At 59.4% G+C, this 13,570-nt stretch carries 12 protein-coding genes; 8 read left to right on the plus strand and 4 right to left on the minus strand.

What is annotated here, in order from left to right; all coding sequences use genetic code 11:
* The first annotated feature begins 33 nt into the window (after nt 1–33).
* The 8 genes from hmgA (at nt 34) to ACTG3X_RS04550 (ending at nt 9,319) form a co-directional block, all read left to right on the plus strand.
* Nucleotides 34–1,395 (plus strand): homogentisate 1,2-dioxygenase, encoded by a 1,362-nt coding sequence (gene hmgA, locus ACTG3X_RS04515; protein WP_439110044.1) that lies wholly within the window; start codon nt 34–36, stop codon nt 1,393–1,395.
* A 9-nt stretch (nt 1,396–1,404) separates the two neighbouring features.
* Nucleotides 1,405–2,661 (plus strand): fumarylacetoacetase, encoded by a 1,257-nt coding sequence (gene fahA / locus ACTG3X_RS04520; RefSeq protein ID WP_439110045.1) that lies wholly within the window; start codon nt 1,405–1,407, stop codon nt 2,659–2,661.
* Between the two features lie 31 nt (nt 2,662–2,692).
* Nucleotides 2,693–3,643 carry an MBL fold metallo-hydrolase gene (locus ACTG3X_RS04525; RefSeq protein ID WP_439110046.1) on the plus strand — a complete coding sequence of 317 codons (951 nt, stop codon included), beginning with the start codon at nt 2,693–2,695 and terminating at the stop codon, nt 3,641–3,643.
* Between the two features lie 93 nt (nt 3,644–3,736).
* Complete coding sequence (locus ACTG3X_RS04530) at nt 3,737–5,362, plus strand: FAD-dependent oxidoreductase (RefSeq protein WP_439110047.1); 1,626 nt, start codon at nt 3,737–3,739, stop codon at nt 5,360–5,362.
* Between the two features lie 4 nt (nt 5,363–5,366).
* Entirely contained in the window at nt 5,367–5,561 is a 195-nt protein-coding gene (locus ACTG3X_RS04535; RefSeq protein WP_439110048.1) for a DUF2783 domain-containing protein, read from the plus strand.
* 157 nt (nt 5,562–5,718) lie between these two features.
* Complete coding sequence (locus tag ACTG3X_RS04540) at nt 5,719–7,128, plus strand: pyridoxal phosphate-dependent decarboxylase family protein (RefSeq protein ID WP_439110049.1); 1,410 nt, start codon at nt 5,719–5,721, stop codon at nt 7,126–7,128.
* 10 nt (nt 7,129–7,138) lie between these two features.
* A complete protein-coding gene (locus ACTG3X_RS04545; protein WP_439110050.1) occupies nt 7,139–7,924 on the plus strand; it encodes an HpcH/HpaI aldolase family protein in 786 nt (261 codons plus the stop codon).
* A gap of 183 nt (nt 7,925–8,107) precedes the next feature.
* Nucleotides 8,108–9,319 carry a DegT/DnrJ/EryC1/StrS family aminotransferase gene (locus tag ACTG3X_RS04550; protein ID WP_439110051.1) on the plus strand — a complete coding sequence of 404 codons (1,212 nt, stop codon included), beginning with the start codon at nt 8,108–8,110 and terminating at the stop codon, nt 9,317–9,319.
* Here the strand turns inward: ACTG3X_RS04550 and ACTG3X_RS04555 are convergent.
* The 4 genes from ACTG3X_RS04555 to phaC form a co-directional block, all read right to left on the minus strand.
* Complete coding sequence (locus ACTG3X_RS04555; protein WP_439110052.1) at nt 9,306–10,271, minus strand: LysR family transcriptional regulator; 966 nt, start codon at nt 10,269–10,271, stop codon at nt 9,306–9,308. The genes ACTG3X_RS04550 and ACTG3X_RS04555 overlap by 14 nt on opposite strands.
* A gap of 6 nt (nt 10,272–10,277) precedes the next feature.
* The gene (gene phaR / locus ACTG3X_RS04560; protein ID WP_439110053.1) at nt 10,278–10,841 is read right to left on the minus strand and encodes a polyhydroxyalkanoate synthesis repressor PhaR; all 564 of its coding nucleotides are present in this window, start codon (nt 10,839–10,841) and stop codon (nt 10,278–10,280) included.
* Between the two features lie 143 nt (nt 10,842–10,984).
* Entirely contained in the window at nt 10,985–11,434 is a 450-nt protein-coding gene (locus tag ACTG3X_RS04565; RefSeq protein ID WP_439110054.1) for a phasin family protein, read from the minus strand.
* A 238-nt stretch (nt 11,435–11,672) separates the two neighbouring features.
* On the minus strand, nt 11,673–13,466 hold the full coding sequence (gene phaC / locus ACTG3X_RS04570) for a class I poly(R)-hydroxyalkanoic acid synthase (protein WP_439110055.1): 1,794 nt from the start codon (nt 13,464–13,466) through the stop codon (nt 11,673–11,675).
* Nucleotides 13,467–13,570 lie beyond the last annotated feature (104 nt).

The raw sequence follows: 13,570 nt of genomic DNA on the forward strand, positions 1-13,570 counted from the left end.
ATTTGTGCAACCAAATTCGACTGGAGACGCAGAATGAACAAACAACCCTCCCCCAAAGGCTTCACAATAGCCCCCTCCGAGAGCGAGACACACGCAGGCTATATGCCCGGATTTGGCAATGATTTCGAGACAGAAGCCCTCCCCGGCGCGCTGCCCCAAGGCATGAACTCTCCACAAAAGTGCAACTACGGCCTCTACGGCGAGCAGCTCTCCGGCACAGCCTTCACCGCCCCCAGCCACCAGAACGAGCGCACATGGTGCTACCGCATCCGCCCCAGCGTAAAGCACTCGCACCGCTACACAAAAATTGACCTGCCCTACTGGAAGTCAGCGCCCCATATCGACCCTGATGTGACCTCGCTTGGTCAATACCGTTGGGATCCCGTTGCGCACTCTGACCAGCCGCTCACATGGCTCACAGGTATGCGCACCATGACAACAGCAGGCGATGTCAACACACAGGTCGGCATGGCGAGCCACATCTACCTTGTCACCGAGAGCATGGTGGATGACTACTTCTACTCAGCCGATTCAGAGCTGCTCATCGTGCCACAGGAAGGCCGCCTGAGGTTCGCAACCGAGCTTGGTATCATTGATCTCGCACCCCAAGAGATCGCCATCATCCCCCGTGGCCTCCTCTACCGTGTCGAGGTGCTCGAAGGCCCCGCGCGTGGTTTCGTGTGCGAAAACTATGGCCAGAAGTTCGAGCTGCCGGGCCGTGGCCCCATCGGTGCCAACTGCATGGCCAACCGCCGCGACTTCAAAACACCTGTCGCCGCCTTTGAAGACCGCGATGCGCCCAGCACCGTCACAATCAAATGGTGCGGCCAGTTCCACGAAACAAAGATCGGCCACTCGCCCCTTGATGTGGTGGCATGGCACGGCAACTACGCCCCTGTTAAATACGACCTGAGCACATATTGCCCCGTCGGCTCGATCCTGTTTGATCACCCAGACCCCAGCATCTTCACCGTGCTCACCGCCCCCTCGGGGCAGGTCGGCACAGCCAACATCGACTTTGTCTTGTTCCGCGAGCGCTGGATGGTGGCAGAAGACACCTTCCGCCCCCCATGGTATCACAAAAACATCATGTCCGAGCTGATGGGCAATATCTACGGCCAGTATGACGCCAAGCCAAAAGGCTTCATCCCCGGCGGCATGAGCTTGCACAACATGATGCTGCCCCACGGCCCAGACAAAAACGCCTTTGAAGGCGCGTCCAATGCCGAGCTCAAGGCCGAGAAGCTCGACAACACCATGAGCTTCATGTTCGAAACCCGCTTCCCTCAGCACCTTACAGGGTTCGCTGCCAACGAAGCCCCGCTTCAGGACGATTACATCGACTGCTGGTCCGACATCGAAAAGAAATTCGACGGCACCCCAGGTAAGAAATAAGGAATACCAATGTCACTTCTGAAATCATGGGTCGCCTCGGCCAATTCGCCCGATGCCCCCTTCCCGCTCAACAACCTGCCGTACGGCGTCTTCTCAACAGCCGACAAAGACCCGCGCTGTGGCGTCGCCATTGGCGATATGATCCTTGATATGGCGCAAGCCGAAGAAGCCGGCCTCGTGAGCCTGTCAGACGCACCGCTCTTTGATGTTCCGTTCTGGAACGAAGTCATGGAAGAAGGCCCCGCGCTTTGGGCTGCCTTGCGCGCGCGCCTCACAGAGCTTCTGGCCGAAGGCGCAACCGAGCAAGCCGAGGTTGAGGCCCTGCTTGTGCCCCAGTCCGATGCCGACATGCACCTGCCGTTCCTTGTGAGCGAGTTCACCGACTTTTACGCCTCCAAAAACCACGCAACCAATGTCGGAACCATGTTTCGCGGCGCAGAAAATGCCCTGCCGCCCAACTGGCTGCACATTCCCATCGGCTACAACGGCCGCGCCTCTTCGGTGGTGGTCTCGGGCACCGATATCCGCCGCCCTTGGGGCCAACTCAAAGGCCCGACCGATGACGCCCCCCGCTGGGCCCCTTCCGCGCGCTTTGATCTTGAGCTTGAGATGGGTGCCATCGTCGGAACCCCCTCTGACGGCCCTGTCACCGTGGCCGAAGCCGACGCCATGATCTTTGGCTACGTGCTGCTCAACGACTGGTCCGCACGCGACATTCAGGCCTGGGAATACCAGCCGCTCGGCCCGTTTCAGGCCAAGGCCACCGCCACCAGCATCAGCCCGTGGATCGTCACCAAAGCCGCGCTTGAGCCGTTCCGCACCGACACGCCCAAGCGCGAAAAAGAGCTGCTGCCGCACCTTAAGGATTGCGGCCCGATGCTCTATGACATCGACCTCACCGTCACACTGACCCCTGAGGGCAAGGCCACGAGCACCATTGCCACAACCAACTACAAAGAGATGTATTACTCCTCCGCCCAACAGCTCGCCCATCACACCACATCGGGCTGCCCGATGAATCCGGGCGATTTGCTCGGCTCAGGCACAATCTCTGGCTCTGAGAAGCACCAGCGCGGCGCCCTTCTGGAGCTGAGCTGGGGCGGCAAAGAGCCGATCACACTTGAAACAGGCGAAACCCGCAGCTTCCTTGAGGATGGCGACACGCTCACGCTGCATGGCGCGGCCCATGGCCAAGGCTACACCATCGGCTTTGGCGAGTGTTCAGGCACGCTCCTGCCCGCCCTCGCAGACCCTTACAAACGCTAACTCCGCGAACAGACAGACAGAAGGAAACACCATGGCAAAAGCATTCGCATCGCAAGGCGACATGAGCGAAAAGAAAATCACCTTTGAAGAGGTCGGCGAAGGCCTCTGGGCCTTTACCGCCGAAGGCGATCCCAACTCCGGCGTCATCATTGGCGATGAAAGCGTGATGATCGTCGAGGCGCAGGCCACCCCGCGCCTCGCCAACAAGGTGATCGAAAAGGTCCGCTCCGTCACCGACAAGCCCATCAGCCACCTTGTGCTGACACATTATCACGCCGTGCGCGTGCTCGGGGCCTCGGCTTATGGCGCACCACAGGTCATCATGTCCGACACAGCCCGCTCCATGGTGGTTGAGCGCGGTCAGGAAGACTGGGACAGCGAGTTCCAGCGCTTCCCGCGCCTCTTTGAAGGCCACGAGAGCATCCCCGGCCTCACCTATCCGACCACGACATTTTCTGACAGCATGACCGTCTATCTCGGCAACCGCCGCGTCGATATCATGCACCTTGGCCGCGCCCACACAGCGGGCGACGCCGTCATCCATGTGCCGGATCAGAACGTCATGTTCACAGGCGATATCGTTGAATATCACTCTGCCTGCTACTGCGGCGACGGGCATTTTGCCGACTGGGGCAACACGCTTGATAACATCGCATGGTTTGATGTGGATGCCATCGCCCCGGGCCGTGGCGACGCGCTCGTTGGCAAAGAGATGGTCAACGCCGCGATCGAAAACACCCGCGACTTTGTGGAAAGCACCTACCGCCCCGTGGCCCGCGTGGCCGCCCGCGGCGGCTCGCTCAAAGAAGCATGGGACGCCTGCCGCGCAGAATGTGACCCCAAGTTCAGCGACTACGCGATCTATGAACACTGCCTGCCCTTCAACGTGGCCCGCGCCTATGACGAAGCACGCGGCCTGGACCACCCGCGCATCTGGACAGACAAGCGCGACATCGAAATGTGGGAACAGCTGCAAAGCTGACCCTGCCACAGCTTGGCCAGCCTGACGCTCACGCGACGCTGGCCAGGCTCCCCAAAGACCAATCCGCGCCCATGTCACAAGAGGAGACCCGACATGTTCGATGACCGCTACACCCTCGCCTACCGCCTCTACCCCTATAAAAAACACGCCGATCAGGACAAGCCCTCCGCCGTGCGCCACCCCGTTGTGGTTATGGGCGGCGGCCCTGTCGGCGTGGCCACAGCGCTTGATCTGGGTCAGCAAGGCATCCCCGTGGTGGTGCTCGATGATCATGAAGGTGTGGGCATGGGCAGCCGCGCGATCTGTTTTGCAAAGCGCAGCCTCGAGATCGCCGACCGCTACGGCGCGGGCAAGCCGATGGTTGAAAAAGGTGTGGTCTGGAACCTCGGCAAAGTTTTTCACAAAGATGATAAGGTCTTTGAGTTCAACCTCCTCCCCGAAGAGGGCCACGAATTCCCCGCCTTTATCAACCTTCAGCAGCCCTATTTTGAAAGCTTCATGATCGAGCGGCTGTTTGAGATGCAAAAGGCAGGCGCGCCTGTTGAGATCCGTGGCAAAAACCGCATCGACAGCGTGACCGTGAAAGACGATCACGTGGTGCTTGAAGTTATGACCCCTGATGGCCCCTACACACTGGAAGCCGACTGGCTCATCGGCTGTGATGGCGCAAACTCTCCCCTGCGCAACATGCTGGGCCATGATTTCACAGGCAAAGTCTTTCAGGACAGCTTCCTCATCGCCGATATCAAAATGCTCAACGAGAGCTTCCCGACAGAGCGTTGGTTCTGGTTTGAGCCGTCCAACAGCTCGGGCGCATCCATCCTGCTGCACCGCCAGCCAGATGATGTCTGGCGTGTTGATTTCCAGATCGGCTGGGATGTAGACCGCGCCGAAGAGATGAAAGAAGAAAACATCCGCAAACGCCTTGATGCCTTCCTCGGCGAGGGCGTCGAATACGAGATGGTCTGGTCCTCTATCTACACCTTCCAGTGCAAACGCATGGAAAAGTTCCGCCACGGCCCGGTGATCTTTGCAGGCGATGCCGCCCATCAGGTCTCGCCCTTTGGCGCACGTGGCGCAAACTCGGGGATGCAGGACGTGGACAACCTCGGCTGGAAGCTCGGTATGGTCATCAACGGTCAGGCCCACGAAAGCCTGCTCGACACCTACAATATCGAGCGCATTCACGGCGCCGATGAAAACATCCTCAACTCCACCCGCGCGACCGACTTTATCACTCCGAAAAGCGAAACAAGTCACATTTTCCGCAACGCGGTGCTGGAGCTGTCAGAGCACTATGAATTCGCCCGCCCGCTCGTCAACTCGGGCCGCCTTTCTGTGCCTTGCGTCTATGACGGCTCGCCGCTCAACTCTGCCGATGGCCTGCCCCAAGGCCCGGAGCGCAGCCGCCCCGGCGCGCCCTGCCCCGACGCACAGCTTGCAGAGGGCTACCTCCTGCCCAAGCTCGGCGGCAAGTTCACACTGCTGACCATCAACGCAGAGGCACCGGAGCGCTTTGAAGAGAGCGGCGTCAGCGTGACTCGCCTTGCCCTTGACACATCTGACGACAAAACAGGCGCACTGGCCGCGCGCTACCTTGGCGAGGCCGCATCTGCGGTCTACCTTATCCGCCCCGACCAGCACGTGGCCGCGCGCCGCGACAGCTTTGATGAAAACCTTTTCCGCACAGCCCTGCGCCGCGCGACAGGCAAGGAGTGACCCCATGAGCACATTGACCCTAACGCCCAATATCGCTGGCGGAGACGACTTCTACCAAGAGCTGCTCGATGCCCACGAAGGCCTCAGCAAAACCGACAGCGACAGCTACAATGCACGGCTGATCCTTATTCTGGCCAACCACATCGGCAACCGTGAGGTGCTCTCGGCCGCCATTCAGGCCGCCGCGCGCAAAACCTGAGCCAGAGCCGTGGCTTTGCGCTTTGGCGTTGCCAAATCGCTCAAGGGGGCGGGCCGCACATGCGCCCCGCCCCCTCACCGTAGAGCACCAGACGAATAGAGCTTGCCAGCCCCCGTGCCCTTGTTATCGTGTTAACAAGACACACACGGAGCCAAGAATGCGCTGGACAGATTTTCCAAAATGGGGCCGCTACGTGGCCGACTGGGCCGCAGAGTATCACGCAGGCCTGCGCGCCCGCCCCGTGCGCGCCCAGACCAAGCCTGGCGAAATAGCAGCACAGCTTGCAGCCCATGCGCCCGAACAGGGCCAGCCCGTGGACGAGGTGATCGCTGATTTCGAACGCATCGTCATGCCCGGCATCACCCACTGGCAACACCCGCGCTTCTTTGCCTACTTCCCCTCCAATGCCTCGCCCGCCGCTGTGCTGGCCGACTTTTTCACCACCGTGATGGCCCCGCAATGTATGCTCTGGCAGACCTCACCCGCCGCCACCGAAATGGAAACACGGATGATGGACTGGCTGCGCGACGCACTGGGCCTGCCCACAGCCTTCCACGGCGTGATCCAGGACAGCGCCAGCGGCGCAACGCTCGCCGCCGTGCTCACCATGCGCGAACGCACCCTCGACTGGGCCGGCAACCAAAAAGGCCTCTCAGGCCAGCCGCGCCTGCGCATCTATGCCTCTGAGGAGGTGCACAGCTCGGTGGACCGTGCGATCTGGATCGCTGGCATTGGCCAAGACAACCTCGTGCGCATCCCCACCCATGGAGCCTTACGCGCAATGGACCCTGCCGCACTTGACGCAGCCATCAAGGCCGACAAAGCCGCAGGCCACACCCCCGCAGGCGTCATCGCCTGCACAGGTGGCACAGGCACAGGCGCTTGCGATGATATCGCAGCCACCTGTGATGTCGCCGCAGCACACGGGCTCTACACCCATGTCGATGCCGCTTGGGCAGGCTCGGCCATGCTCTGTGAAGAATTCCGCAGGCTTTGGGCAGGTGTTGAAAAAGCAGACAGCGTGGTGCTCAACCCGCACAAATGGATGGGCACACAGTTTGACCTCTCCGCCCACTTCGTGCGCGCACCCGAAGACCTGACCCGCACACTGGCGATCCAGCCCGAATATCTGAAAACCCACGGCAAAGACGGGATCATCAACTATTCTGAATGGTCGGTGCCCCTTGGCCGCCGCTTCCGCGCGCTCAAACTCTGGTTTCTTTTTCGCACCTATGGCCTTGAGGGCCTGCGCGCGATGCTGCGCAACCATGTGGCATGGTCCGAAGAGCTCTGCGCGCGCTTTCGCGACACGCCTGAGTTTCAGATTGTCACCGAGCCTGTGCTCTCGCTCTTTACCTTCCGCTATGCGCCCGCAGGGGCCACAGACCTCGACACACTCAACCAGCGCCTCGTTGATACGGTCAACGACGATGGCCGCATCTACATCACCCAGACGCGCACCAAGGGCCAGCTTGTCATCCGCTTTCAGGCAGGCCAGTTTGACGCCACCCGCGACGATGTGATGACGGCTTATGATGTCATCACCGAAATTGCCGCCACGCTCTAGGAGACACGCCATGCCCGCCCCGCACAACCCGTTCAAAGCCGCCTTGAAAACTGGCAAAATGCAGCTTGGCTGCTGGTCAAGCTTTGCACACCCCTACCCCATAGAAATGGTGGCAACCGCAGGCTTTGACTGGGTGGTGATCGACGGCGAACACGCCCCCAACGATCTGCAAACCATCACCGCGCAGCTGCAAGTGCTTGAAGGCAAACACAGCCACGCCGTGGTGCGCATCCCGACAGGTCACGACTGGCTTGTGAAACAAGTGCTGGACGCGGGCGCGCAAACCGTGCTCGTGCCGATGGTGGACACCGCCGAGCAAGCCGCACAGCTCGTGCGCGCCATGCGCTACCCGCCCCACGGCATCCGCGGCGCTGGCGCGGCAGGGGCGCGGGCGTCGGGCTTTGGCGCGATCAGCGACTATGTGCAGACCGCCAACGAGCAGGTCTGCCTGATTGTTCAGGTCGAAACGTGCCTCGGCATGGAGAACCTTGACGCAATTCTGGCCGTTGAAGGCGTGGACGGCGTCTTTATCGGCCCTGCTGACTTGGCCGCCGATATGGGCTTTCCCGGGAACTCCGCCGCAGACGAGGTGAAAGCCGCGATCAAGGACATGCTGGCGCGCATCAAAGCCTCGGACAAGGCCGCAGGCATCCTCGGGGTGAGCGAGGCTGCCACGCAAGACTATGCCGACTGGGGCGCACAGTTTTTGGCGGTTGGTGTGGATGTGGGCGTCTTTGCCACGGCCATGCGCGAGCTTGAAAGCCAATGGCGCGCGCGGATCTCCCCGCAGGCCTGATCCGGGGTCGAATGAGGCTTCGCGTCATCCGACCGGTGCGAGGGGGCTTTGCCCCCTCGCGCTCCCCCAGGATATTTTTCGCAAAAAGAAAGACACAGGCGCATCGAAGAGGTGGCGCAGGGGGTTCCATTTTGCACGGGTATGATTTAGCAATACTGAAAACTACATTCGGGAAAGCTGAACATGAGTACCTATACCCCCTCCGTTTACGACGCTGAGCCAATCCCCGCAGCTGCGCGGGAGGCGATCGATGCGCTGCTCGCCTCAGGCGATCTCTTTCGCTATACGGCACCGCAAGATGCACCTGTGGCGCTGCTGGAGCGCGAATTTGCTGAGCTTCTTGGCACGAAATACGCGCTGGCGGTTTCTTCTTGCTCGGCAGCGCTTTTCCTGTCGCTCAAGGCGCTTGGCCTCCCGCGCGATGCACGCGTGCTGATCCCTGCCTTCACGTTTGCCGCTGTGCCCTCATCTGTTGTGCACGCCGAATGTGTGCCTGTGCTCTGCGAAGTCGGCGAGAACTACCGGATCGACATGGCGGATTTCGAAGCAAAGCTGGATGCGAGCATCAAAGCGGTGATCATCAGCCACATGCGCGGCCATACCTCTGACATGGACGCGATCATGGCGCTCTGTGAGGCGCGCAACATTCCTGTCATCGAAGATGCCGCGCATAGCCTTGGCACCACATGGCATGGTGAAAACATCGGCACTTTGGGGCGTGTTGGCTGCTTTTCCTTCCAGTCCTACAAGCTTGTGAACGCAGGCGAAGGCGGCATCCTTGTCACAGATGATGCCGATCTTCTGGCCCAGGCCGTGATCATGTCGGGCGCCTATGAGCACAACTGGCGCAAACACGGCGATATGGACCCCGCGCTTGAGGCCGCCTTTGCCCGCTGGCAGAACCAGCTGCCGCTCTACAATCTGCGCCTGAGCAACCTGTCTGCGGCCGTCATTCGCCCACAGCTTCCGCTGGTGCAGGAGCGCGTCACAAAAGGGCGCGCGAACCATGACTATGTGGCCGCAAAGCTTGCGCAAAGCCCGTGGATGAGCGTGCCAGACAAGCTTGCCCCAGAAGCCCGCGCGCCAGACAGCATCCAGTTCAACCTTGAAAACATGAGCGATGAAGAGACCCGCGCTTTTGCCCAAGCGGCTGCCGCCCGGGGCGTCAAGGTGCAGGTCTTCGGGCTGAGCACAGACAACGCCCGCGCCTTCTGGAACTGGAACTTTATCGCAGGTGACACCCCCGAGTTGCCCCGCACCCGCGCCATGCTGATGCGCGCCTGTGATGCCCGCTTGCCTGCGCGCCTCACGCGCGACCAGCTTGATGTGGTGGCCGACACGCTGCTTGCCGCTATCAACGAGGTCAAGGCACAGCCTGCACTTAAAGCAGGCTGATCATGCCTTGCGCCTCGGGATAAGCCTCAAGGGCCGGTTCAATCACCGTCTTGGTGAGGATCGGGCGCAGCTTATCGGCCATCCCTGCGGGCATGTCTTGCAAGATCCCCTCGCGCGCTGTCAGGCTGATGCGGCGCGCGAGCGGCTCAAAAGGCAGCGGCATAACATCGATCTTGGGCGCAAAGCGGCGCGCCCGCATCAAGGCCAGCGGCGTCAGAATCGTCCAGCCGGCCCCCTGCCCGACCATCGCCAATATCGCATGGTAGCTATCCAGCTCGAAACGGTGCGACAGGCGCAAATTCTGGCGCGAGAGATGGCTGGCAATCATCCGCCCCATATGGTGGCGTGAGGTATACTGGATCAGCGGCATCCGCTTGAGCTGGCGCAAGACATCTGCCTTGCCATCAATCGCCCCCTTGGGCGCAGCCACAACAAAGCCGTCTTCCATCAAGGGGTGCACTTCCATCCCGCTCAAAGGCTCGCCCATCTCGGCCGCAACAATCACATCAAGCGCGCGCGCATCCAGCTGGTCGTGCAAAAAGTGGCTCGCTCCCGTCTCAAGCAGGAACTGGCAGGTTTTCAGCTCGACAGACATCTGCGTCAAGAGCTGTGGCGTCACATCGGCCTCGAAATCCTCGATCATGCCCAGACGCATCCGCGTGAGCGCCCGCAAATCCGACATCGCCAGCTCCGCGCGCACCTGCTCGGCTTCGTTCATGATGTTTTGCGCACGGCGGCGGAAAATCTCGCCCGCAGGCGTGAGCAAAACGGGGCGCGCGTTGCGCTGCAACAGCGTGACCCCCATCGCGCCCTCAAGGTTGGTAAGCTGTTGGCTGACAGCCGAAGGGCTGGCCCCCAAGCGGCGCGCCGCCGCAGTGATCGAGCGCTCTTCTGCCGTGGCGATAAAAACCTCCACCCCCCAAAGGGTAATCCGCCCTGCAGTGTCAGCCATGTTTGTCTACTTGCCCATCTTGGAAAGTTTGGCCTGAAGCGCGGCAAGCTCGGCCTTGATATCATCAAGGTCTTCGCTGCTCTCGGGCTTTTTCGGCTCGGGGGCTTCGTCCTTGCCGCCCAGACCGCCGCCAAAACCACCTGTCATTGCCTTCAAAAACGCCTCCTGCTGCGCTTTCATGGCGTCAAACCCGGGCATCTGGGCCATGGGGCCAAAGCTGCCGCTCATGTTTTTCATCATCTTGTCCTGGCCTTCGCGCAGCATATCAAAGCTGGCTTGCAAGAACTCGGGCATCATTTGTGTTGCTTGGTTGGTATAGCTGCGCACGATGTCGTTGAGCACCGAGACAGGCAGCATATTTTCACCGCGGCTCTCGTGATCTGCAATAATCTGCAAAAGATATTGGCGTGTCAGGTCATCGCCCGACTTCAGATCGATGATCTGGACTTCGCGCCCCTCTCGGATAAACGCGGCAATATCATCAAGTGTCACATAGTCTGATGTTTCGGTATTGTAGAGCCTACGGCTCGCATATCGCTTGATCAACAGTGGTTTAGTCGTCGAATCCACACTTCGGTCCTCCCAAATGAGCCGCGCTGCATTGCAGCTTAGGGGAGGCTTTCACAAAAAGAAAGAGCGGGCCGCAAAGGGCCCGCTCAAGGAGTGAGCGCAACAGGAATGGGAGGAAACCGTTGCGCCCTATCTCTGTCAGCTTATTTCGCTGGGGCTGTCGCTTTTTTGGCAGCAGCTGTCATGTCTTCAGTCGCTTTTTTCACGGCTGTTGTGGCTTCTTCTGAAGCTGATTTGCCCGCGGCCATCATGAGCTCAACAGTTTCGAGCTGAACTTTTTTCGCAACTTCTGCAAAAGCGGCCATGTTTTCTGATGCAACTTCAGCTTGGGCTGAAGCGAAATCTGTCATCGCTTTTGTGTAGTCAGCAGGGTCTGCTTTTACTTTTGACATATCGCCAAGCTTGGCAATTGTGTCTGTCGCCCACTTTGAAGAGATGGCGGCTGATTTCTCGGCAGCTTCCAGAGCCACTTTAGAGAATTTCTCGCCAAGCTCGGCCTGGTTTTTGAATTGGCCTTCAAAGGCCGCTGTGTCCACAGGGAATGCACCCATCATGTCTTTCAGGGTCGCTGTGAAATCTTGTGTCTTAGCCATGTTACTCGTCCTTTGGTTTGATCGGGTTTGTGTAAAGTCTGACCCGAAGTTGTGTGCGCTTCTAGGAAAGATATACATGCTGCAATGCGGCATTTCAAGCCCTTTCTGCACTGCAGCATAAATTGGCTTACCTTAGGTCATGCCTTTGTTTTATATGCATAACTTTGGTGAAAGCTTGCGAAGCTCAAAATTTAGGCGGAATTTTGCTGCAGTGCGTCATGGCCAAATCAGCCGCGACTCAGACGATCGGCGCTTCCACCACATAGGTTCCGGGCGCCGCACACAGCGGCTCATACCCGCCGCCGCCCACCGCACGCGCCGGCACCATGGCGCCCGCCCGTTTGCTGAGCCAGCTTTCCCAACGCGGCCACCACGAGCCCTCATGGAACTGCGCGCCCTGCCACCAGTCTTCCGCGGCCGCAGGCAGGTCTTCGTTGGTGTAGTGGCCATATTTCTTTTTGCTCGGCGGGTTCACAACCCCCGCAATATGCCCGGACTGGCTCACAACAAAGGTCTTGTCCTTGGCCCCCGTCATCCCGAACCCGCGATAACAATCGCGCCACGCCGCGATATGATCGGTCTCGCAGGTCACAGCGAACAGAGGGATCTCCACATCGCTCACATGCAGCCGCTCCCCCATCAGCTCATAGCCCTCGCCAACAAAGGCGTTCTGCTGGCAAAGCCCGCGCAGATACTCCATCACCATAACGCCAGGCAGATTGGTGCTGTCACCGTTCCAGAACAACAAGTCAAACGCGGGTGGGGTCTCTCCCATCATGTACGACTTGATCGCAGGCCCGTAGACCAGATCGTTGGAGCGCAAGAAACTCATGGTGCGCGACATGATCACCGAGCGCAGCACACCGTAGTTGCCAACTTCTTCTTCGATCCCGTCGACAAAGTCGTTCTGCAGAAACGGGGTGAACTCCCCCTGCTCGCCAAAATCGGTGAGCGCGGTAAAGAAGGTGGCAGATTTGACCGAGGTGTCGCCCTTGGCCTTCATGTGCGCCAGCGTCAGGTGCAGCGTTGTACCGGCAATACAATAGCCCACCGCATTCACCTGCTTCTCTCCTGTGATCTCGCGCGCGACCCGAATAGCCTCCTGAAACCCCGTCTCGATATAATCAGCCATCCCCCACACGCCTTGCGCGCGGCCCGGGTTGCGCCAGCTCACCACAAACAGCGTATAGCCCTGCTCGGTGATCCACTTGATCAGGCTGTTCTGCTCTTTCAGATCAAGAATGTAGAATTTATTGATCCACGGCGGGAAGATAATAAGCGGCACTTTGTGCACCTCTTCGGTGCGCGGCGCATACTGGATCAGCTCGAACATCTCGTTGCGAAAGACCACACTGCCCTCACTGGTCGCCACATTGCGCCCCAGCTCAAAAGCGCTCTCGTCGCAAAGCGTCACCAGAAGCTCGCCGTCATTGGCCTCCATATCGGCCACAAGGTTCTCAAGCCCGCGCACAAGGCTCTCCCCCTCCGTCTGCACCGCCCGCTCCAAAGCGTCAGGGTTTGTGCCCAGAAAGTTTGTGGGCGCCAGCATCGCAATGATCTGCTCGGAGAAATAGCTCAGGCGCCGCCTGTCGATCGGGTTGAGATCGTCCACATCGGCCACAGCCTTGCGGATGGCCTCTGAGTTGATCAGATATTGCTGCTTCACAAAGTTAAAATAGGGGTGGCTCTGCCACATCGGGTTGCCAAAGCGTTTGTCTGCTTCGGTGTGATCTTCTGGTGCCTTGAAGCCTTCTTTCACAAAAGCGTCCTGCGCCTCCATAAAATGCTGCACCGACTTGCCCCAATACTCCAGCTGGTGCTCATAGATCCGCTGGGGATTCTCGACCATTTCGGCCCAATAATTTACTGCGGCCTGCGCAAAAAGGTCCGGGCCAGGCCCGCTCAGCGTCGGATTTACGGCCTTTCGGCTGCTGATCGCATGCATCAAGCGTTCGGTAAGCGCTTCTACACGCTTTAAATTCAGCTGCATTTTGTCAAGATTCTCACTGCCGACGTCATCTTTTGTTGTCATCTTAACAAAATTCCTCTATCTTTTTCTGCACTGCAGCATGGACAAAGCATAACCCATGCCGCTTTACTCACAACGCGACGAAGTGACTGACCTTAGGTCAGCTT

It is taken from the genome of Lentibacter sp., from assembly GCF_965658795.1.
In the GTDB taxonomy this organism is placed as follows: Bacteria; Pseudomonadota; Alphaproteobacteria; order Rhodobacterales; family Rhodobacteraceae; genus Lentibacter.

Coding starts and splice junctions, on each gene's coding strand:
- ACTG3X_RS04565 (WP_439110054.1), bottom strand. CDS start 11,434: ATGGCTAAGACACAAGATTTCACAGCGACCCTGAAAGACATGATGGGT.
- ACTG3X_RS04545 (WP_439110050.1), top strand. CDS start 7,139: ATGCCCGCCCCGCACAACCCGTTCAAAGCCGCCTTGAAAACTGGCAAA.
- ACTG3X_RS04530 (WP_439110047.1), top strand. CDS start 3,737: ATGTTCGATGACCGCTACACCCTCGCCTACCGCCTCTACCCCTATAAA.
- ACTG3X_RS04555 (WP_439110052.1), bottom strand. CDS start 10,271: ATGGCTGACACTGCAGGGCGGATTACCCTTTGGGGGGTGGAGGTTTTT.
- phaC (WP_439110055.1), bottom strand. CDS start 13,466: ATGACAACAAAAGATGACGTCGGCAGTGAGAATCTTGACAAAATGCAG.
- ACTG3X_RS04550 (WP_439110051.1), top strand. CDS start 8,108: ATGAGTACCTATACCCCCTCCGTTTACGACGCTGAGCCAATCCCCGCA.
- ACTG3X_RS04540 (WP_439110049.1), top strand. CDS start 5,719: ATGCGCTGGACAGATTTTCCAAAATGGGGCCGCTACGTGGCCGACTGG.
- fahA (WP_439110045.1), top strand. CDS start 1,405: ATGTCACTTCTGAAATCATGGGTCGCCTCGGCCAATTCGCCCGATGCC.
- ACTG3X_RS04535 (WP_439110048.1), top strand. CDS start 5,367: ATGAGCACATTGACCCTAACGCCCAATATCGCTGGCGGAGACGACTTC.
- hmgA (WP_439110044.1), top strand. CDS start 34: ATGAACAAACAACCCTCCCCCAAAGGCTTCACAATAGCCCCCTCCGAG.
- ACTG3X_RS04525 (WP_439110046.1), top strand. CDS start 2,693: ATGGCAAAAGCATTCGCATCGCAAGGCGACATGAGCGAAAAGAAAATC.